Annotated in this window: 19 protein-coding genes and 1 pseudogene; 17 read left to right on the forward strand and 3 right to left on the reverse strand. The window is 29.2% G+C overall.

The features are described 5' to 3' along the window. Positions 1-17: 17 nt before the first annotated feature. On the forward strand, positions 18-677 hold the full coding sequence (locus COL3_RS05835; protein ID WP_008418405.1) for an amino acid ABC transporter permease: 660 nt from the start codon (positions 18-20) through the stop codon (positions 675-677). Next, positions 664-1,386: an amino acid ABC transporter ATP-binding protein gene (locus tag COL3_RS05840; protein WP_008418404.1), complete on the forward strand. Its 723-nt coding sequence runs from the start codon at positions 664-666 to the stop codon at positions 1,384-1,386. Before COL3_RS05835 ends, COL3_RS05840 begins: the two co-directional genes overlap by 14 nt. A gap of 435 nt (positions 1,387-1,821) precedes the next feature. Here COL3_RS05840 and COL3_RS05845 read toward each other — a convergent pair whose 3' ends face one another. Further along, positions 1,822-3,528 (reverse strand): N-acetylmuramoyl-L-alanine amidase family protein, encoded by a 1,707-nt coding sequence (locus COL3_RS05845; RefSeq protein WP_008418402.1) that lies wholly within the window; start codon positions 3,526-3,528, stop codon positions 1,822-1,824. 377 nt (positions 3,529-3,905) lie between these two features. On the opposite strand from COL3_RS05845, the gene COL3_RS05850 reads away from it, so the two are divergent. The 5 genes from COL3_RS05850 (at position 3,906) to COL3_RS05870 (ending at position 9,670) form a co-directional block, all read left to right on the forward strand. Continuing rightward, complete coding sequence (locus COL3_RS05850) at positions 3,906-5,096, forward strand: M20 family metallopeptidase (RefSeq protein WP_008418400.1); 1,191 nt, start codon at positions 3,906-3,908, stop codon at positions 5,094-5,096. 217 nt (positions 5,097-5,313) lie between these two features. Next, positions 5,314-6,393, forward strand: coding sequence for an NADH:flavin oxidoreductase (locus COL3_RS05855; protein ID WP_008418397.1), 1,080 nt, complete (start codon positions 5,314-5,316; stop codon positions 6,391-6,393). Positions 6,394-6,560: 167 nt separating this feature from the next. Then, positions 6,561-7,013 (forward strand): MarR family winged helix-turn-helix transcriptional regulator, encoded by a 453-nt coding sequence (locus tag COL3_RS05860; protein ID WP_008418395.1) that lies wholly within the window; start codon positions 6,561-6,563, stop codon positions 7,011-7,013. 128 nt (positions 7,014-7,141) lie between these two features. Continuing rightward, positions 7,142-8,170, forward strand: coding sequence for an epoxyqueuosine reductase (locus COL3_RS05865; RefSeq protein WP_008418392.1), 1,029 nt, complete (start codon positions 7,142-7,144; stop codon positions 8,168-8,170). A 75-nt stretch (positions 8,171-8,245) separates the two neighbouring features. After that, positions 8,246-9,670 carry an MFS transporter gene (locus COL3_RS05870; RefSeq protein ID WP_008418390.1) on the forward strand — a complete coding sequence of 475 codons (1,425 nt, stop codon included), beginning with the start codon at positions 8,246-8,248 and terminating at the stop codon, positions 9,668-9,670. A gap of 94 nt (positions 9,671-9,764) precedes the next feature. Here COL3_RS05870 and COL3_RS05875 read toward each other — a convergent pair whose 3' ends face one another. Beyond that, positions 9,765-10,316, reverse strand: a complete 552-nt coding sequence (locus COL3_RS05875; RefSeq protein ID WP_008418388.1) for a 3D domain-containing protein — start codon at positions 10,314-10,316, stop codon at positions 9,765-9,767. A 237-nt stretch (positions 10,317-10,553) separates the two neighbouring features. Between COL3_RS05875 and COL3_RS05880 the strand changes: the two genes are divergently transcribed. Next, a complete protein-coding gene (locus tag COL3_RS05880; RefSeq protein ID WP_008418386.1) occupies positions 10,554-11,576 on the forward strand; it encodes a 5'-3' exonuclease H3TH domain-containing protein in 1,023 nt (340 codons plus the stop codon). Between the two features lie 176 nt (positions 11,577-11,752). Continuing rightward, positions 11,753-12,103, forward strand: a complete 351-nt coding sequence (locus tag COL3_RS05885) for a PilZ domain-containing protein (protein WP_008418384.1) — start codon at positions 11,753-11,755, stop codon at positions 12,101-12,103. 181 nt (positions 12,104-12,284) lie between these two features. On the opposite strand, the gene COL3_RS05890 is transcribed toward COL3_RS05885, so the two are convergent. Further along, complete coding sequence (locus COL3_RS05890) at positions 12,285-13,001, reverse strand: ABC transporter ATP-binding protein (protein WP_008418382.1); 717 nt, start codon at positions 12,999-13,001, stop codon at positions 12,285-12,287. 257 nt (positions 13,002-13,258) lie between these two features. On the opposite strand from COL3_RS05890, the gene COL3_RS05895 reads away from it, so the two are divergent. The 8 genes and pseudogenes from COL3_RS05895 to COL3_RS28575 all read left to right on the forward strand — a co-directional run bounded on the left by COL3_RS05895 (position 13,259) and on the right by COL3_RS28575 (position 20,483). After that, on the forward strand, positions 13,259-13,879 hold the full coding sequence (locus COL3_RS05895; protein WP_008418380.1) for a TetR/AcrR family transcriptional regulator: 621 nt from the start codon (positions 13,259-13,261) through the stop codon (positions 13,877-13,879). A gap of 332 nt (positions 13,880-14,211) precedes the next feature. After that, positions 14,212-15,630 carry an HlyD family efflux transporter periplasmic adaptor subunit gene (locus COL3_RS05900; protein ID WP_008418378.1) on the forward strand — a complete coding sequence of 473 codons (1,419 nt, stop codon included), beginning with the start codon at positions 14,212-14,214 and terminating at the stop codon, positions 15,628-15,630. A gap of 37 nt (positions 15,631-15,667) precedes the next feature. Further along, positions 15,668-16,366 carry an ABC transporter ATP-binding protein gene (locus tag COL3_RS05905; RefSeq protein WP_008418376.1) on the forward strand — a complete coding sequence of 233 codons (699 nt, stop codon included), beginning with the start codon at positions 15,668-15,670 and terminating at the stop codon, positions 16,364-16,366. Between the two features lie 164 nt (positions 16,367-16,530). Further along, positions 16,531-16,914 (forward strand): annotated as a pseudogene (locus COL3_RS29240) (hypothetical protein); the annotation flags it as partial. A 6-nt stretch (positions 16,915-16,920) separates the two neighbouring features. Continuing rightward, positions 16,921-17,208 carry an antibiotic biosynthesis monooxygenase gene (locus tag COL3_RS29245; protein WP_242982107.1) on the forward strand — a complete coding sequence of 96 codons (288 nt, stop codon included), beginning with the start codon at positions 16,921-16,923 and terminating at the stop codon, positions 17,206-17,208. A 180-nt stretch (positions 17,209-17,388) separates the two neighbouring features. Beyond that, the gene (locus COL3_RS05915) at positions 17,389-19,599 is read left to right on the forward strand and encodes an FtsX-like permease family protein (protein WP_008418373.1); all 2,211 of its coding nucleotides are present in this window, start codon (positions 17,389-17,391) and stop codon (positions 19,597-19,599) included. 172 nt (positions 19,600-19,771) lie between these two features. After that, positions 19,772-20,134 carry a VOC family protein gene (locus COL3_RS05920; protein WP_008418371.1) on the forward strand — a complete coding sequence of 121 codons (363 nt, stop codon included), beginning with the start codon at positions 19,772-19,774 and terminating at the stop codon, positions 20,132-20,134. A 178-nt stretch (positions 20,135-20,312) separates the two neighbouring features. After that, a complete protein-coding gene (locus COL3_RS28575) occupies positions 20,313-20,483 on the forward strand; it encodes a hypothetical protein (protein ID WP_008418369.1) in 171 nt (56 codons plus the stop codon). The last annotated feature ends 426 nt before the right edge of the window (positions 20,484-20,909 follow it).

A 20,909-nucleotide genomic window follows, 5' to 3' on the forward strand; every position in this document is an offset into this window, starting at 1 on the left:
AAATAGGAGGAATAAACTTGAATTTTACGTTTTTACAAAAGTACTATGAGTATTTCCTAAAAGGGGCAGAAATAACTATTATACTAGCATTTTTTGCAGTTTTATTTGGAACAATTTTAGGTCTTATACTAACACTTTCAAGGCGTTCGAGATTTAATATAGTAAGCCTTATATCAACGGCTTATGTAGAATTTGTGAGAGGAACTCCATTATTAGTACAAATATACATAATATATATAGGTTTACCTAAATTAATAGGAAGAGATATGCCTGATATGCTTGTAGGTGCAGTTGCGCTATCATTAAATTCAGCAGCATATGTTTCTGAAATAATTAGAGCTGGAATTGATGCAGTTGATAAAGGTCAAATGGAGGCAGCGAGAAGCTTAGGAATGAATCAAAGATTAGCAATGTTTCAAGTGGTAATACCACAAGCCTTTAAAAATATTTTACCTGCATTAGGAAATGAATTTATAGCAATAATAAAAGATTCATCAATGGTTTCGGTAATTGGAGTTGCAGAACTTATGTATAATGCAGGAATAGTAAGAGGAAATACGGCTTTAGGTTTAGAACCAATAATAGTAGCAGCAATTATTTACTTTATTCTTACATTTACATTATCAAGAATATTAGGATATATAGAAAGGAGACTTAAAGCAAGTGATATACGTTAAAGATTTACATAAAAGTTTTGGAAATAATCAAGTTTTAAAGGGCATAGATGAACATATTGCTAAAGGGGAAGTAGTAGTAGTAATAGGGCCATCTGGTTCTGGAAAAAGTACATTCTTAAGATGTCTTAACCTGCTGGAAACTCCCACATCCGGGCAAATTACTTTTGAAGATAAAGACATAACTTCAAAAGCAACCAATATAGATAAAATGAGAGAAAAAATGGGAATGGTGTTTCAACAATTTAATTTGTTCCCTCATAAGACGGTATGCGATAATATTTGTTTAGCACCTACTAAAGTAAAAGGAATTTCAAAAGATGAAGCTAAAAAAACAGCAGTTGCTTTGTTAGAAAAAGTAGGACTAGCAGATAAAATAGATGCATATCCTGCCTCATTATCAGGAGGACAAAAACAGAGAATTGCAATAGCCAGAGCTTTAGCAATGCAGCCAGATGTAATGCTATTTGATGAACCTACCTCAGCCTTAGATCCTGAGATGGTTGGAGAAGTTTTAAATGTAATGAAAGATCTAGCTAAGGAAGGAATGACTATGGTAGTTGTAACTCATGAAATGGGCTTTGCAAGGGAAGTTGGAGATAGAATTATATTTATGGATGGGGGAAAAATTGTAGAACAGGGAACTCCTGAAGAAGTATTTAAAAATCCTAAAAACCCGCGTACAATAGATTTTTTATCAAAAGTGCTTTAAAACTTATAATAGATGATTAATAATTAATGAAGGAAAGCCTAATGTTTTTTAGGCGTAATAATAAAGGGACAGCATTAAATTCATTTTGATACTGTCCTATTTTAAGTTTTATTTTAAAGTTAAGGAAACGTTTTGGTAAATAAAAGTAATATTGATAATTATATAATGAATTCCTTTGATTATTTAATCGCATGTATATTAAATGGAATAAAACTTTTTTTATTAACTGCACCATAAATAACAGAAGGTACTCATTTTATAGATGAATACCTTCTTATAATTAACGTATACTTATTATTAAATTTAAGAGTTAGGAAAAATGTTTAAAAAATATTTTATATTAATTTCTGCTTAGAGCTTACAGAAATTACAGCTTATATTAAATATATTATTTGCAAGAATTTAAACTGAAGTTCAAATTATCTTCAATTTGAACTATTTAACCCAAGCACCAGAAGCGTTTAATGTGTAACCATCAACAGTTGTGTTAGCTAACATTGCACCAGATGCATTTAAGTAATACCAAGTTCCATTATCATTTATCCAACCAGTAGCCATAGCTCCTGATGATTTTAAATAGTACCAAGTTCCGTTATTATTTATCCAACCTGTAGCCATAACACCATCAGCTTTTAAGAAGTACCAAGCTCCATCAACGTTAACCCACTTATTAACAACCTTAGTTCCAGTTGCATCAAAGAATGTCCAGTTAGTTCCGTCTTGTTTCCAACCAATTGTAGCAGCTGGAGCTGGAGTTACTATTGTAGCAGCGTCAGCTTGTGATTGTTTAGTTCCTTCAGTAACAGTTGTATACGCCTTTCCAGAGTTGTCCCAAGCGATTAAGTTGTTGTCATCATATACATCTATCTTGTCGAATGATCTATCGCAAGTATAAATTGTATTAAAATCTCCTAACTTAGCTGACTTTAGGATTTCCCCTTCGTAAAGAGCCCATACATTTTTATTGGAATCTACTACCCAAGCATTTGCTTTTTGGTCTTTATCTGAATCTTTAACTATTACATGACCGTCCAATTTGCCTGTTTTCACACCTGAACTATATTCATCTAGTTTTGCAGAATTCTTAAAGTTTAATTTAATAGTCTTAACTTTAGATGTACCGCCATCTTCCCAGAATGTAACATATAATGATCCATCAATCATATAATATTTCGTTCCAGTATAACTTGCAATACCAGTCTTTAAAGGATCAATAGCATTATAAGCATCACCTACATCACTATTACCAATATTAGCTGCTCCTTCTATTTGGAATGATTCAGTAGATTTAGGTAAGTAAGCATCTTTCTCTTTATCACCTTGCTCTTTTGAAATTCTTTGTACATAGTATAGTGTAGTATCAGCAGCACCAGTTTTTACTGAAACAGCACCAGTAACACTTGCTGAAATTAATCTATAAATATATTTATCATCTTGTGATAAAGTTCTTAAATATGTAATGCTATCTAAAGTTACACCATCACTAGTATCCCCAAGATTCTCTAACTTAACCATCTTAGTACCATTGTATACATATATGTTTTCATTTTTAGAACAATCAATGTAATTTCCTAATTGATCTACGTAACCAGTATAGCTTATGCTAGGATCTCCATATGTTGTAGTGTTTGAAGTAGTTGTTACTGATGCTGATGTAGTTGCACTATATGAATACCATACAGCACCAAATCTAGAGCCTAAACCTGTAACTTCAGCAATTGTAACCTTTCCAGGACCTTTTCCATATCTAGAAGTCTTACTTAATTTTTCTTGTAATTTAACTTTTGCTGTACTTGTTAAATCTGATACAGTATCGCTATCTGATAATGTTCCAGTCGATAAATCAACTATATATTCATCACTACCATCGAATGCTTGAACATATTTGTCACTATATTTATTTTCTAAATCAGTTACAGTATCTAACTTCTTGTCCTTGTCTCCTGCATTATAATACAAAGCTAAATCATCATCGTCAGTTCTGTAACCTTGGTAAATGTATTTACCATCTTTAAAAGCTACTGCCTTTTCAATAGTACCGTCTTTAGTTCCCAATTTTGTAGCAGCCATAGCTGGTACAATTGACATGATTGATGTAGCAGCTACTAATAAAGCTGTAATTTTGTTTCTTCTGTTTATCATAATATCCCTCCAGTAGTTAATTTTATTATTTTTACCACTTTTGTATCATCTCATGTGATTGTTAAAGCAATATTAAAATAAAGTTAAATAGCTAATTAAGATACTGTATTGGGTCAAAATCATTAAAAATCATACAATATAACCTCTTTTTTTATAAAAAGTGAACTGGTATAAAACAACTCAATTAATATTGCAATAGATTATTACAATTTTATGAATAATATAAATAATCATAGAAAGTCAATGAATAAAACAAAGAAACATCCCTTTTGGCATATAAGAAATTATAACTAAAATATTTAGTAAATTAAAATGTAATATAAAGAGCTTTTGTTATACAATAAATATTAATTAAAGTTTTTGGAGGGATAATAAAAATGAATATACTTGCACAAGCTCAAGCACTTAGCGATGAAATAATAAAATGGAGAAGAGACCTTCATAAAATACCTGAAATAGGTATGGTTTTACCTAAAACCTTTGAATATGTAAAAAAGAAATTAGATGAATTTAACATAGAATATACTACATATGAAAATCACTCTGGTATAAGTGCTGTATTAGGAAAAAAAGATGGAAAGACCATTGCAATTAGAGCTGATATGGATGCTTTAGCAATTAAGGAGGAAACAAATTTAGAATTTAGATCTGAAAATGAAAATATGCATGCTTGCGGACATGATGGGCATACAGCAATATTACTTGGTATAGCAAAAATACTTAAGGAAAATGAAGATGAGTTAAGTGGAAAAGTTAAGTTAATATTTCAGCCAAGTGAAGAATTAGGTCCAGGCGGAGCTTTAGCCATGATTGAAGATGGTGTGTTAGAAAATCCTAAAGTAGATGCAATGTTAGCTTTACATGTTGATAGTAAGATTGGAGAATATAAAAATGGTGATGTTCTTGTAAGATATGGAGGTATGTCTGCAGCAGAAGATCCAATTAATATAAAAATAAAAGGCAGGGGAGGTCATGCATCTACTCCTAATTTATGTATTGACCCTATATCTGTAGCAACCTTAATTGTTAACAATATTCAATATATATTAACAAGAGAAATTGACCAGACCATGCCTACTGTAATAAGTTTTGCCAGTATTCAGGGAGGAAGAGGTTCCAATAATATTATTCCAGATATTGTTGAAATAAAAGGAACTGTAAGAAATACAGATAATGAAATAAGAAAATTTGTATTGCAGAGAATTGAGGAAATTGTATCAGGTTTAGCGAAAATAATGAGGGCAGATTTCGAATTAGATTTCTATGGCGGATGCCCAGCAGTTATAAATGACAAAAATATGGTTGATATATTTATAGAATCAGCAAAAAAGATACTAAATGAAGATGAAGTACACATTCTTAATGATTATAATATGGGAGCAGAAGATGCAGGCTTTTTCTTCGAAAAGGTCCCAGGATGTTATTTTAGGATATATAATCCAGCTGCTTTTGAGGATGGAATAGTTTATCCAGCACATAACTCAAAATATATGATGGATGATTCTGTTTTATATAGAGGAACTGCACTAATGCTTCAAACGGCAATAGATTTTTTAAATCATAAATAATATTTGAAAAGATCAATTACAACATAGAAATAAAGTAATTGGTCTTTAAATTCTTTTATTAACTTTCTTTAAAGTAATTAATTGACTATAAATATTTCCTATGATAACATATGTATATACATATAAATTTTATAAATTTATATTTTTCGAGGACAAGTAAAAATTTTTATCATAATACATGTATATGCATATAAATATTAATGGGAGTTGGTTATTTATGAACTCATTATTTGATCAAACACAATTTGGTTCACTAAAGCTAAAAAATAGGTTCTTTAGATCTGCAACCTATGAAGGGATGGCAGATGAAAAAGGACACTTAACTGAGGCGTTATTTTCGATTTATGAAGATATGGCTAAAGGAGGTGTTGGAACTATAATAACTGGTCTAACAGCTGTAACTGATCTCGAAGAATTTATTCCAGGACAAATGGGAATTTATAATGATTCTTTTATTGATGAATATAAAAAGATTGTTGAGGTAGTTCATAAATATAATGCTAATATCATACTTCAAGTAGGAGCAGCTGGAACTCAAACTGTTAAAAACCATAAAAAAGTCATGTGGGGGCCAAGTAATGTTGAAGATTTAGGATATAAAAATACTCCTCAAGAAATGACTATAAAAGAAATCAATCTTGTGCAAACAGCTTTTGCAAATGCAGCACTTAGAGCTAAGAAAGCAGGCTTTGATGGTATACAGATGCATGCAGCACATGGATATTTGCTTAGTAAGTTTTTAACACCTTACTATAATCAAAGAACTGATGAATACGGTGGAAATATTGAAAATAGAATTAGAATGATATTAGAAACATATAAGAAAATGCGCGATAAAGTTGGTTCTGAGTATCCTATTCTAATTAAAATAAATAGTGAAGATTTTATGGATCAAGGTATGATTTTTGATGAATGTAAATATGTATGTAAAAGACTTGAAGAAGCAGGTATAGATGCAATTGAGGTAAGTGGAGGAAGTTTATCCTCACGTCCAAATGAAAGTTATTCAAGAAAAATAGAGAAAGGTCAGGAACCTTATTATATGTCTTATGCTGAGAAGATAAAGCAACAAGTAAAGGTACCAGTAATCTCTGTTGGTGGAATTCGTGATTTTAAATTATTAACAAAAATTTTAAATGAAAGCTCAATCGACTACTTTGCCTTAAGTAGACCACTAATATGCGAAAGTGATCTAATTAACCGTTGGAATGAAGGTAATATGGAACCAGCAAAATGTATATCATGCGGCAAATGCTCAGGTTTCGGTAAAACAATATGTATTTTTAACAATAAATAATGCAATAAAACAATGTGAAGATCTAAATATTAAGGAAATTATGAAGTATAAATAGCATATGTTATATACGAGATATTTGATAAAACCAATTTAGAGGTACCTTGACAATAAGAATTGCTATAGATTACTATATGTATATTCAAATCTTCGACGGAGGAATATTATTTATGTCTAATTTAAGTCATCTAAAACCATTACGAAATTGTGTTTGCAGAAATCTACGTATGACAACTAGAGTTACTACTCAGCACTTTGATAAAATTTTTCAAACAGTTGGGCTAACAGCGCCTCAATTTTCATTATTAGCAGAAATAACTGCAAACGAAAATATTGCAATAAGCGAATTAGCAGAGAGAATGTTAATGGATCAAACCACAGTAACTAGAAACATAGAAATTTTAAGAAAAAAAGGATATGTTAATGTAAGAACAGATGATAATGATTCAAGAAAAAGATGCATATCAATAAGTGACAGCGGAGAACAAAAACTAAATGAAGCCATTCCAGTATGGAGTAATGTACAATCTTTAATAGAGCAGGAGATTGGTGCTGAAAAATTTGAAGAATTTTTAAAAACTCTAGGACAAATACAAAATTGTATTAACAAGCATATAGATTAATAAAGGTTTTATTTTGACCTAATTAAGAGTAAGGAATTATTATAAATAAAAACATGTATATACATGTAAGTGTGATATGTAATTGAATATTGGAATAAATAAAGTATATTGAAAGGAATGTTGAACAAATGAATTCATTAGCATTGCAAATAAAAAAGGCAGCACTAGATTTAGGCTTTGAAAAATGCGGAATCATTAAAGTATCTGACATGTATGAATATGAAGAAAAACTTAATGAGAGAATTGAAAAAATACCAGCTACAAAACCTTTTTATCAACGTTATTATAATTTTGCGCGAGTACAAAATGCTTATCCATGGGCTAAATCTATTGTTGTATGTGTAAGAAGATATGCACAGTATCATGTTCCAGAGCACTTGCAGGGGGTAATTGGAAAGACTTATTTATTTGATAGCAGAGTAGATAAGAACTCTAAGGATTTTCAAGATAGTTTAAAGTTTGAGAAATATATGCAGGAAATTGGAGTTAAAGCAGAAACTGAACGAAAATTTGGAGTTACTGCTATGCGATGGGCTGCACTTAAAGCTGGATTAGGAGTAATTAGAAGAAATAATTTTTTTTACACCGAAAATGGTTCATGGTTAGTTTTAGAAGCATGGGTAATTGATAAAGAATTAGAATTAATTGAAGAACCAAAAGTAAAACCTTGTTCAGAAAAATGTAATTTGTGCCTTAAAGCTTGCCCTTCCAAGGCTTTGTCAGAACCATATACTATGAATCCTTTTGCATGTGTTTCTTGCATTACTACATTTATGGGAAGAGATATGCCAAATGAGAAATTTAAAAAAGAAATTGGCGATTGGGTATACGGGTGTGATGCCTGCCAAGATGCATGCCCAATGAATAAGAATAGATGGGAAGGAAACGAGGAATTTCCGTTTTTAGAAGAATTGAGCCAAAACATATCATTAGAAAAAATTCTTAAAATGGATTATGATTTTTTACAAAATGTAATGCAGCCAAAGTTTTGGTATATACCAAAGGATGATGTTTGGAAATGGAAAGTTAATGCTATAAATGCAATGGTTAATAATTATAAAGAGGAATATAAAGATAGTATTCATGAAGCATGTAATGATAATCATGAAAAAGTGCGTGAAATGGCAGAATGGGCAATTCATCAACTTAGTATATAATTATCAGAGTAATTTACTATACTTATAATGGAAATATAACAATATATAATTATGAAAAAGGGATGATTTTTAATTATGGAGATACCCCAAAAGAATGAATATAAAAATAGATGGGTAATATTAGCTGTAGTAGTGCTGCTCCCATTTATGGCTACACTAGATAGCACTATAGTTAATGTTGTGCTTCCAATAATGGTAAATATATTTTCTGTAACTATGTCTTCTATACAATTAATTGTGATTTGTTACCTTGTTACAATTGTTAGTACTATTTTATTTTTTGGAAGGTTAGGGGATATAAAAGGAAAGTCTATAATTTTTATTTTGGGTTTACTTGTATTTACTATAGGTTCTTTATTTTGTGGTTTATCAAAAAGTTTTGAAACATTAGTGATTTTCAGGATTATACAAGCAATAGGGGCTTCAGCGGCTATGGCAAATAATCAAGGTATAATAACGCAAGTATTCCCAGCTAATGAAAGAGGGAGAGCCCTTGGAATATCAGGAACTTTTTTAGCTCTTGGAACAATGATAGGACCGCCTCTAGGTGGTTTTATTGTGTCATATTTAAACTGGCGGTATATATTTTTTATAAATATTCCTATTGGAATAACTGCCACAATTATTGGAGCTAAAATGTTATCAGTCAAGGTGGGGGGGAAGAAAGAAAAAATTGATTTTGTCGGAGCTATAATTTTTGGAATCTGTGTTTTATTTTTGTTCTACGCTTTAATAGCTGGTGAGACAATAGGTTATAGAAATTATTTCATAATATTTAGTTTTTTAGCAGCAATTTTTTTATTCATGATATTTATATTTGTTGAAAAAAATTTAAAATATCCGCTTATTGATCTTTCATTATTTAAAAGCTCTTTATTTTCTGTAGGTATATTATGTACTTTTATATGTTATATGTCATTTAATAGTAATAATATTATTCAACCATTTTATCTTGAGAATGTATTAAAGATGAATCCAGCTCATGCCGGAACAATTATGATGATCTCGCCAGTAATAATAACAGTAATTTCTCCTTTTAGTGGTTATTTATCTGATAGAATTGGTTCAGAATTCTTAACATTCCTTGGACTCATACTTATGGGAATAGGAATGAGTTTAATGGCGACTTTAAATGAATATTCAACAATTCAAGAACTTATTATGTATATCTCTTTAATAGCCATTGGAAATGGAGTTTTTTTATCTCCTAATAATTCACTTGTTATGTCTTCAGCGCCTAGTAATAAATTAGGTATAGCAGGAAGCATAAATGCTTTTGTAAGAAATTTAGGACAATCTTCAGGAGTTGCTATGGCCACTTTACTCTTATATTCATTCATGAGTATAAAAATGGGTGAAAAAGTGCTTGGATATATTGAAGGCAGGAATGATGTTTTCATTTTTGGAATGAGATACGTATATATTAGTGCAGCCATTATTTGTTTTATTGGAATTGTAGTTACAGCAGCAAGGCTAAGAAAAAAATATAATAATTTTTAAATTTGTACAACTATTAGACCTTCGATTTCTTCGGAGGTTTTATTTTAAATATTAAAACAATGAGGTTCACATATCTAAAATAGAAATATTTAAATTATTTAAGAATATACCCCTTAACCTTCTGTACGCCTAAGTTGTTTACTCTTTTAAAATACTGTCTATCACTTTCTCCGGGTTCTCTCTCGATAAATACATCTAATCTATTATCAACTCCGAAATATTTATCAGAACCTCTATCATTAACAACAACTTGTCCATAACCTTCTAAATATATTTTAGTGTTTAGTGGCATTACGTTATTGGCTACGCCACCTGGTGATAGTGGTTTGCCTTGGCAAGTAACTGGACCTGCACTGCTATTTTCTGAATCAAGAGATGTGTAAAATGTGAGTGTGAAATCTTTCCATTCAGGTTCACTCTTTTTCGGCGTTTCTTCAATTTCTTTTACTTGTTGCTTGATTTCTTCACATTTAATACCAATAAAATTTTCGTTCAATCCTAGCTTATTTTCACCTATCATTCTTATACTATTATCTTTTACAACATCTGTTGCTAAAGTGTTAAATGGTGTTACGATGCTTACATTATAATCATTAAATAAAGTTATAATGCTTAATAAGCATATAATACTCTTTAATTTTAGCATTCAACAACTCTCCCTCGTAAGTACTATACAATATGGTAAATATATTATAACATATATGTTAAAAATTTACAAATCTGTGTTAAATATAATTAGATTAAGGAAAGAGTATAGCAAATACTTAATTCAAAAGATTGTTTTAATTATTATATGGTGTAAAATTATTTAGAGCAATTATGTTTAAATGAGATATAAGTGAAAAATTATATACTTGAAGTTGAAGAATAAGGAGTTGTAAGTATGCATAAGCATTTACTTTTAATAGATGGTTCATCACTGTTGTCTTGCTGTTTTTTTGGAAATCTGCCAAAGGAGTATAAATTTGCAAAAACTGATAAAGAAAAAGATAAATATCTAGGTAAAATACGGCAATCTTCTCAGGGAGAGTTTACTAATGGTGTTTATACAATGATGGCATCAATGCTTAAAGTAATTAAAAATCAAAAACCCAGCCATTTAGCTGTGGCTTGGGACCGTACTAAGGAATTTACCTTTAGGAAAGAATTATTTTCAGACTATAAGGGACATAGAAAAGAGTTTAGATATGAACTTGGAAGTCAATTTCCCCTGGCGCAAAGGGTTTTGAAGGAGATGGGCATTGAACAATTTGTTTTTAATGAATATGAAGCGGATGATATAATTGGGACATTGTCAAAAAAATTTCAAAATTATATGAGAGTTACTATATGGACTAAAGATCAAGACTGTCTGCAGCTTATTGATGAGAACATAAGAGTATGGCTGATAACTTCAAAATTTTCTGACATGTATGATACACTTGGAATAGATAGGAAACAGCTTAATATACCAAATGGAGTTTTTGAATATACTTCTGATTATGTAGAGCAATTTTATGGCGTGCGCCCAATTCAAATAATTGATAGAAAGGCAATTGAAGGAGATGCTTCAGATAATATACCTGGAGTAAAAGGGGTAGGCGAAAAATCAGTTATTCCTCTTTTACGAGAATTTGAAACTGTAGAAGGAATATATGATTTTATTGAAAATTCTTCTGAAAAAGAAATTAAAGAGACTTTCAAAGGCCTTGGCATTACCCGATCTCCATTATTGAAACTAATAGAAGAATCAGACATAAAATTGGTAGGAAAAAATGCGGCTTTACTTTGTAAGCAGCTAGCGACTATAAAATGTGATATTAAAGAGCTTGATTATATAACTGAAGAGGTATTAAAGTTAAAAATTAATGAAGAAGGTATGAGAAATATATTTTTAGAATTGGAGTTTACAAACTTACTGAATTAATAGAAGGAGCACTAGATAAAGGATAGCTATTAAGATAAATTTAATCAGTTAACTATAAAATATTGAAAACAATTTCATCTTTTGAAAAACAAGTACTTATATATTTCTTAAAATCCTGTTAAAATATAAATATAGATTAAAATAATATGAATAACCGCAGGAAAGGGTGAAAATATATGAAAGGGCATAGCTTCTTAAACGGAAAAGAACAAGTATTTCAAAAAGAGCGTAGAGTAAATAATAGACACGAATACAATCATAAGTTTAAGATTGAAAGTGTAAATCTGAATAAGGTAGATTTAGAAGTCAAAGGTATCGAGATATCTATTTCTGGTATAGGATTCATATCTGATACGGAGTTTAAGAAGAATGATATGCTGGAAATAGCTATTAAGTATAATAATGTAACTATTCCTGCAATTGTTAAAGTTAGGCATGTAAACTTATATGATTTTGGCTTTGTTGTTGGCGGCCAGTTTGTTGCTTTACAAGATGCGTATAGAAAGATACTACAAGATCTAAAATAAATTCAGTTATGAAATGAATTTATATATAATAACAAAAACATAATTTTAAAGTATAAATATATCTCAACGAAGAATGAATCATTCATTAAAAAAGTGGTTCATATTTCGTTGAGATATAGATAAATGTCAAGTATTTACATGGGCAGGCTAGACTGCCATCTTAGAATATAAATTAACAGAGTTATTTAAGTAGATTTTGAAAATTTGAATTGCTCACTTCAGACACTATGGAACCATCTCTTAGCGTTATGATTCTTTCTGTCTCCTCTGCAAGTTCATTATTGTGAGTTATAAGAACTATAGTTTTTCCTTCTTCTTTGTTTATTTTATGAAATAAGTCCATTACTATCCGTCCGGTTGTTGAATCAAGTGCACCTGTTGGTTCATCAGCAAGTATAATACTTGGGTTTGTAATAAGTGCTCTAGCAATAGCAACTCTTTGCTTTTGTCCTCCAGATAATTCATTTGGTTGATGCTGCATTCTATCTTTCATGCCAACAAGTTCTAAATAATATTCTGCAAGCTGTGTTCTTTTTTTACCGCTTATGCCTGCATAAAGTAATGGTAATTCAACATTTTTAATAGCTGAACTTCTAGGGATTAAATTAAAAGTTTGAAATACGAATCCTATTTTTCTATTTCGTATGTCAGATAAACCATTATCTGATATATCATTAATATTAGTTCCATCTAAAATATAGGTTCCAGAAGTTGCTCTGTCAAGTGCACCTATTATATTCATCAAAGTACTTTTACCTGAGCCTGATTGTCCAATAATAGATACAAATTCACCTTCTTTAATATTTACATCTATACTTTTAAGAACATTTAGTTGATTAGGAGTTCCAATATAAAAACTTTTGATGATGTTTTTCATTTCTATAATATTTTTATTCATTTTGTAGCCTCCTTTTTAGTTTCTATTAAAGAGAGGAGATAAAGTCCATTTTACATAAAAATTTAAATTAAACACTTTTTTAAGTGGTTACCATTTCTCAGTTTATTAAGAAGTCTTATAATTCTATTTTAGTTGTATATACTTAACAATAGCTGAATTGGTTGGAAGTTTTTATTTATGATATACTAAGTATAATAATGCAAGTAAATGCAACTGATTTTGTTAAGATAGATTTTACGAATAAGGAGAAAAATTAAATGAATGAGCAATTAGATAATAAAGATGGTTCAAGTACCATTAATAATATTTTAAACAGCGCTAAAGTTGAATTTTTAGAAAAAGGCTTTAAGGATGCATCTCTAAGAAATATAGCTAAACAAGCAGGCGTAACAACAGGAGCTATTTATGGTTATTTTAAAGATAAAGATGATATATTTGTAAGTCTGGTTAAAGATGTAATTGATGGATTTTATAAATTAATGAATGAAGTTGAGGGCGAAGATAGAAGCATGTGCAATAAAGGAATAGAATTTCCCAAATGGATATTTTCTACAAAAAGCAATCATAAAAAATACCTTGAATATTTATACGATAACTTTGATATTTGTAAGTTAATTATTATGCGTTCAAATGGATCTAGCCTAGAAAACTTTATGGATATTTTTATGGAGAAAGCTTTAGAACAGCATAAGGAGTTGCTTCATACGCTCAAAAAAACTTCAAACATTGATGAATTCACTATTCACATAATAATAGAATTTTATATTAAATCTATGACCGAATTTATTAAGCATGACATTCCATATGAAATAGCAGTAAAGCAATATGATAATATTAACACTTTCTTCTTTGCGGGATGGAGTGAATTAATTAAATAGATAGTATATTTTAGATACAATTAATTTATGATAACACATATATTTGAAAATAATAAAAGGCTAATTATTTTGCACAATTCTGTATTGTGACTAAAATAGTTAGTCTTTCTTTTCGTGTTAATACTCATAAAGATGGTGTAAATAAAGGTCTTTATCATTTAAAGTAATATTGACAAAATAAATATAACAGTGTAATATAACAGTGTTATATAACGCTGTTATATTTGAGGAGACAAGCTTGTTTTTCTTGATTAGGAATTAAAGCCTGCTTCTAATTGAGACAAGGACAGAGTAAAAATATCATGTTAAACAGGGGTGGGGAGGGCTAAGTAATGATAAAATTTATTTTAAGAAAAACTGATAAGAATGAAATTGGCACAAATGATAAAAAGAAATTCTCTATAAATTTAAATAAAAGATTAGTGTTTTCGTTAATTTGTATACTAATTTTGTGTTTAGGATTTCTTATCGTAAATATTGTGTTAAAAAGTCAAGGTCTTGAGGAAGACAAGTATACTGTACTTAGTGCAGGGAGTAATATCAGTAAAATTAATGCTAAGGGTGAGGTGAAAAGTGAAGATTCAACAAATGTATATTGCAATGTAACACTTCCAATTAAAGAAGTAAAAGTTAAGGTAGGAGATAGAGTTAAATCTAACGATGTTTTAGCAATTTTAGATACAAGTAAATTAGAAGATCAAATTAAGGAATTAGAAGCGACTGTTTCAGCAGCAGATGCTGGAAATACAGTAGCACTGAAGAACGCAAAATCAGTGTATGACAATGCTCTTGCATTAAGCAGCGATGAGAAAAATGAAGATATTAAAAATGCAGCAGCAGCTTTAAATTCTGCAAAACGGGATTATGAAGATAAAAAAAGTCTCTACGATAAATATACTCAAATACATGATCGCGATGGTATTTCTGATCAAGAGCTAAAGGAATATGAAATTTCTTATGAAAATGCAAAAGATAATTATGATAAAAGTATTGTGTCCTTAGATAATATAAAGGCTAAAGTTCAGCAAGATTTGATTGTAGCAAAGTGCGGATATGATGCAGCTAAAGTAAAAGCAGAAGATAATAGCCAGCATATATCTCTCGAAAATCTAAAAAAAGATTTAAGTAATGCAGTAATAAGATCGCCAGTAGATGGAATAATAAGTGCAAAAAATGCAAGTGTCGGAAATGTAAGTTCAGGAACATTATTTGAAATTAAAGATGAAAATAAAATAACTGTGAATGTAGACGTAAAGGAAGTGGATATTGAGAAAATTAAGGAAGGGCAAAAAGTTGAAATAAAAACTGATTCTACAGGCACTAGTATCATTAAGGGTGAAGTGATAAGTGTTGAGTCAATAGCAAAGGCACAAGATACTAACGCATTAGATCTTAATAATGACTCAAATGATAAGGAAGCTAAATATGAGGTTAAGATTAAGCTATCTGATGCAAATATAAAGCTTAAAATAGGCATGAAGGCACAAGCAGACATTATTGTAGATGAAAAAGATGGTATTTATACAGTTCCTATTGAAAGTGTTATTAAAGATAAGGATAACAATGATTGTTTATATATAGCAGATAAGCAGGGGAATGACTATGTAGTCAAACAAATTCTTATAACAAAGGGAACTGAAACAGATACTAATGTTGAAGTGTTTGGACAAGATCTGAAAGAAGATATGATTGTGCTCAATTCTCCATCAGATTACGAGCTTGGAAGTAAGATTAGTGTAAAAGGAAGATGAAAAAACTTCAATTGAGTAAAAATAAGGAGGCAACAATATGTTTCTTGAGGTTATAAATGCTAAAAAATCTTATGGAGAAGGGGATAGCATAGTTCATGTGCTAAAGGGAGCAAGTCTTACACTAGAAGAAAAAAAGATATGCACAATTTTAGGACCATCAGGTTCGGGTAAATCGACTTTATTAAATGTTATTGGGGGACTTGAAAGCATAGATCTAGGAGAAGTAAAAGTTGATAATATTATAACTTCAAAGTTAAATTCTAAAGAGTTAGCTCTTTATAGAAGAGAGAAATTGGGCTTTATATTTCAATTTTATAATCTTGTTCCTAATCTAACTGTTAAAGAGAATATAGAAGTATGTGAGTATCTTACAAAGGATCCTTTAAATAAAGATGAATTATTGAAAACCTTGGGTTTATGGGAGCATCAAGATAAGTTTCCTAGGCATTTGTCAGGAGGGCAGCAGCAGAGAACCGCAATAGCAAGAGCACTTATTAAGAATCCTAAACTTTTGTTATGCGATGAGCCAACAGGTGCTTTAGATTATAAGACATCTAAGGAAATTCTTGAACTTTTAGAAGCAGTAAATATAAAATATGGAACTACCATGATAATAGTTACCCACAATGATGCTATAAAATATATGTCTCACAAAGTGATAAAAGTTAGAGATGGAAAAATTGAAGAAGAATACGAAAATGAAAAATTAATGAAAGCAAAGGATATTGAGTGGTAAGCTTCAGTTTTAATAAATTATGTAATTTTTAAAAGTTAGTAATAGAAATAAAAATAATGTTCTTTGAAAATTGAATAATGTGATCTTTACAATATGTGTTATAATTTACTCAATATAGTTCTAAAAGGGGAAATATAAATATTTATATAAACGGAGGAATATTTATGAAGGAATTTGATTCTGAATTTTGCAATGTAAAGTTCATAGAAAAGGATAATGCAGTTTTACTTACATGGAAAAAGTTTGCATCTGGAGAGAATTATAGGAGGCCAACAACATTTGCATTGGAATTGCTTAAGGAAAATGTAGGTAGCAAGCTTATTGTTGATGCTAGAAATGGTTTTGAAGATGAAAAAGCAGATGTAGAGTGGGGATTTTCTGTATTATTACCAAGTATGGCACAAACAACATGCAAAATTGTGTGCTTTATTATGAATGAAGTAAACGAAATTGAAGAAGAAATGGATATGTGGACAAAAGAATTTGCAAAGTATTTTGCAGTAATAAGAGCATATAGCTATGAAAATGCACTTGAAAAAATGCAAAGATTATTAATGGTGAACGTGCGTTATCACATCCGCAAAGGAAAACGAGATGAATTCTATAATAAGGTAAAAGAACAAGGTATTATTCAATTGTCTAGGGAGGAACCTGGTAACTATAAATATGACTATTATGTGCCAGCAAATTCTAGCGATGATATATGTATTATGGAAATTTGGACAAATGAACAGACACAGAAGTCACATGGATTTACAGAACAATATAAGAAACTTACAGCATTAAAGCAAGAATATGTAGAGGCTGTAGAAATAGAAAAATACTGGATTAATCAAGCTTGATATTTGAGTTTGATTTAGCTTTAAAATTGTTTTAAAATGTTTTTAATAATATGAATCAATATAAATAAATAATAGATTGTAAAGTCGCATTATTCAAGAGATGATTGGATTTGCGATTTTTTTATTTTGCAATATTAAATTGCTATACATATTCAGTAATATTGTGAAAGGGGTGAATGAATGGTATTAAATAAAAGAATACTAAGAGAATTTAGAGAGAATATAGGTAAATATTTAGGGTTAATAATATTGGTTTTAATTAGCTCTATGTTAATTGTTGGCTTTTCAGATTCAACAGACTGCATTATAGCAACTGGTGAGAAAGCAGCATTAGAAAATAACCTAGAAGATGGAGAATTTTATGTTAGCAGTCCATTAAATAGTATGACATTAGAGAAAATAAGAGAGCTGGGAGTAAATATAGAAGAAAATTTTTACGTAGATTATAAGCTTTATGAAAATCAAACAATTAGAATATTTAAAGATAGAAAAAACATTAATAGAATATCAATAACTCAAGGGAATAAAATAAGTGAAACAAATCAAATAATCATTGATGAACATTTTGGAGAAGTTAATAATTTTAAACTTTCAAGTAACTTAATCATTAATAAAAAGAATTTTAATGTAGTTGGATATGGGGCAGCACCTGATTATACTAATATTCTTCAAAAGTCAGGAGATGTAATATCAAATCCCAAGACCTTTGGTATAGGCTTTATTAGTGAAGAAGATTTCAGGAACTTAAAGAATAAATCTTATTCTTATGTATTTAAATTAAATGGAATATCAGCTGATAAAGTTAAAAACATAGTGTCAAAAAATTCTACTATGAGAGAGTTTGTTAAGATTTCAGACAATACAAGGGCTATTGGATATATAAATGATAGCAAAACTAACAAGAATGTATCAATAATAATTGGGTGTGTGCTATGTATAATGATAGGTTTTATGATATCCATGTCACTTATTAATTCAATAGACCAAGAAAGTCCAATAATAGGCGCATTATACTCTTTGGGATATATAAAGAAAGAAATATTAAATCATTTTATGATTTTGCCAATTATTGTTGTTAGTATAGGATCAATTATAGGAACGTGTTTAGGCTTTGATATTGAAGATGCAATAGGTAAAGCAACTTCAGATACCTATGTATTGCCTAATATTAAAAGAATATATCCTCCTTACTTGATTTTTATTGGCGTTGTTATTCCTATAGTAATAGTAGTATTCATTAATTATTTTATAATTTCTAAAAAGCTTAATAGTACGCCACTTCAATTACTGAGAAGAGAAAAGAAAGCAAATAAATTAAATACAATAAAAATAAATAGTTTTGGTTTTATAACAAAATTTAGATTACGAGAATTTTTTAGAGAAATTAGAGGAAATATTATATTATTTTCTGGGATATTTATGTCAACCTTTTTACTTGTCTTTGGAGTAGCTATAAATTCGGCTATTAATGAATATGTAAAAAATGTGAAAGAAGAGACAACCTATAACTATATGTATACCTTAAAGTTTCCAATTGAAATTACAGAGAATAAAGGTCTCGAAAAGTCAACATTTAAGAATCTATCTATATATTATAAAGATTTAGGTTTAGACATGGATGTAGTGCTTCAAGGAATAAATGAAAAATCTAATTTTTATTCATTTAGCATAAATGACGATGATCCAGGTGTATATATTTCAGATAGTGCAAAAGATAAGTTTAATTTAAATGTTGGAGATAATATTATCTTAAAGGATAAAAGTGAAAATAAAGTATATAATCTAAAGATAAAAGGGATTGTAGATTATAAATTGGGTCTAAATTTATTTATGAATAGAGTGCAATTGAATGAATTATTAAGAGAGGATAAATCCTATTTTAATGGATATTTGTCTAAGAAACCTCTTGATATTAATAATGACTATATATATTCAGAAACTACTGCCCAAAATCTAATAAAATCCGCGGAAAGTATGACATCTATGATGCTGCCCATAGTTATAGTTCTTATAGTATTTTCAAGTATACTTTTTATTATAAGCATGTATTTACTGCTTAAGCTTATGATTGATAAGAGTCTTCAAAGTATTTCTTTAATTAAAATTTTTGGATTTAATCAAGGAGAAATTAACAAATTGTACTTAGGAAGTTCATTATATACAGTAGCCTTTTCAACAGTTATCTCAATACCATTAGCACTAAAAATAACAAAATTAATTTATCCTAATCTAATAGCCAATGTACAAGCATATTTTTCAATTGTATTAGAGCCGCAAGATTATTGCTTTATAATAGTATTAATTCTGTTTTCATATTTCATAAGTAATATGCTGCTAAGGCGCCATATAAATAAAATATCATTAAGTGAAGCCCTTAAGAATAGAGATTAAAATACGTTAATAATTCCTATTAACAGACTTGTTAATTATAGCTAATTAAGATAAACTATAGGAAATAATAAATAAATTAATGTTCATATATTATTCGAAGTAGTATAATTTTATTTTGGTAAACATAGAGGTATTGAAATAGGTGAAAAATACAGTTTAGGAGGAATGAATTATGAAATTTTGTTGGACTACAATAAAAGTTAAAAATTTAGATGAATCTTTGAAGTTTTATGCAGACGTTGTTGGGCTTAATATGATCAATAGATTTAATGCTGGTCCAGGAAGAGAAATTGCGTTTTTAGGAGATGGAGAAACAAAAGTTGAATTGATATGCGATGATGGTGTAGAAGAAGTGTATTATGGAGAACATATTTCCCTTGGTTTTGAAGTAAAAAATGTTGAGGAAATGATGAACTTTGTTAAAGAGAAAGGGATATATATTCATAGCGGTCCATTTCAACCAAATCCACATACAAAGTTTTTCTATGTGTTAGATCCTAATGGATTAAAAATACAATTTGTAGAGAATATTTAGATTAATAGATTATAATGGATCAAATTAAGTGAATAAATAGTGGGAATTAAAAACAAATGAGGTGGATGATGGATTAAATTCCAACCTTATTTGTTTTATTTAATTACTTCTTAACATTCTTATACACATAAAGTTAAAAAATACATTGTATTATTATCGTATAAGGAGGTGAGAAGGATTGGGAAAGATATTTAAAATTAATTTATATGCAGAAAGTAAGAGAAAAGAAAAGAATAAGCTGAAGTTAGAAACGGTAGAAGAGACTATTTTAAAATACAAAGATTGGTTAAAAAAGAATAACAGAGAGGATAAAATAGAATCTTATGAGAAGTTTTTACGTGTTCGATAATCATTTATAAAGGTGTATTAAATCAAAAGGATTTAATACACCTTTGTTTTCTTTATACTGCATTTAAAATAAATTTTAGGAGAACTTCCTATTTTAAGATAATATATTTTGTGAATTTTTATAATAAATTAAAATAATATAGATTACTTTGGAAAAAAATGATATTTTATTTATATGCAAAACAATTCAAATATAAAATTAGAAAACAAGTATAAAGGAAGATAAGTAGTGATACTTATCTTTCTTTATTATTATATCCATAATTATTTACTATAGTTTTTTGTCAGATAATACGATTAAAATACGAATAATATATTGAGTGTAAATACAAATAGCATTTTCCCTTAACATGTTATTTTGTATACTTATAATATTTCACACCCAGTTGCATAAAATACCCTGTAAAGTCGAAGTCTTAAGTTTGAA

Source organism: Clostridium sp. LS (assembly GCF_002760435.1).
Taxonomy (GTDB): domain Bacteria; phylum Bacillota; class Clostridia; order Clostridiales; family Clostridiaceae; genus Clostridium.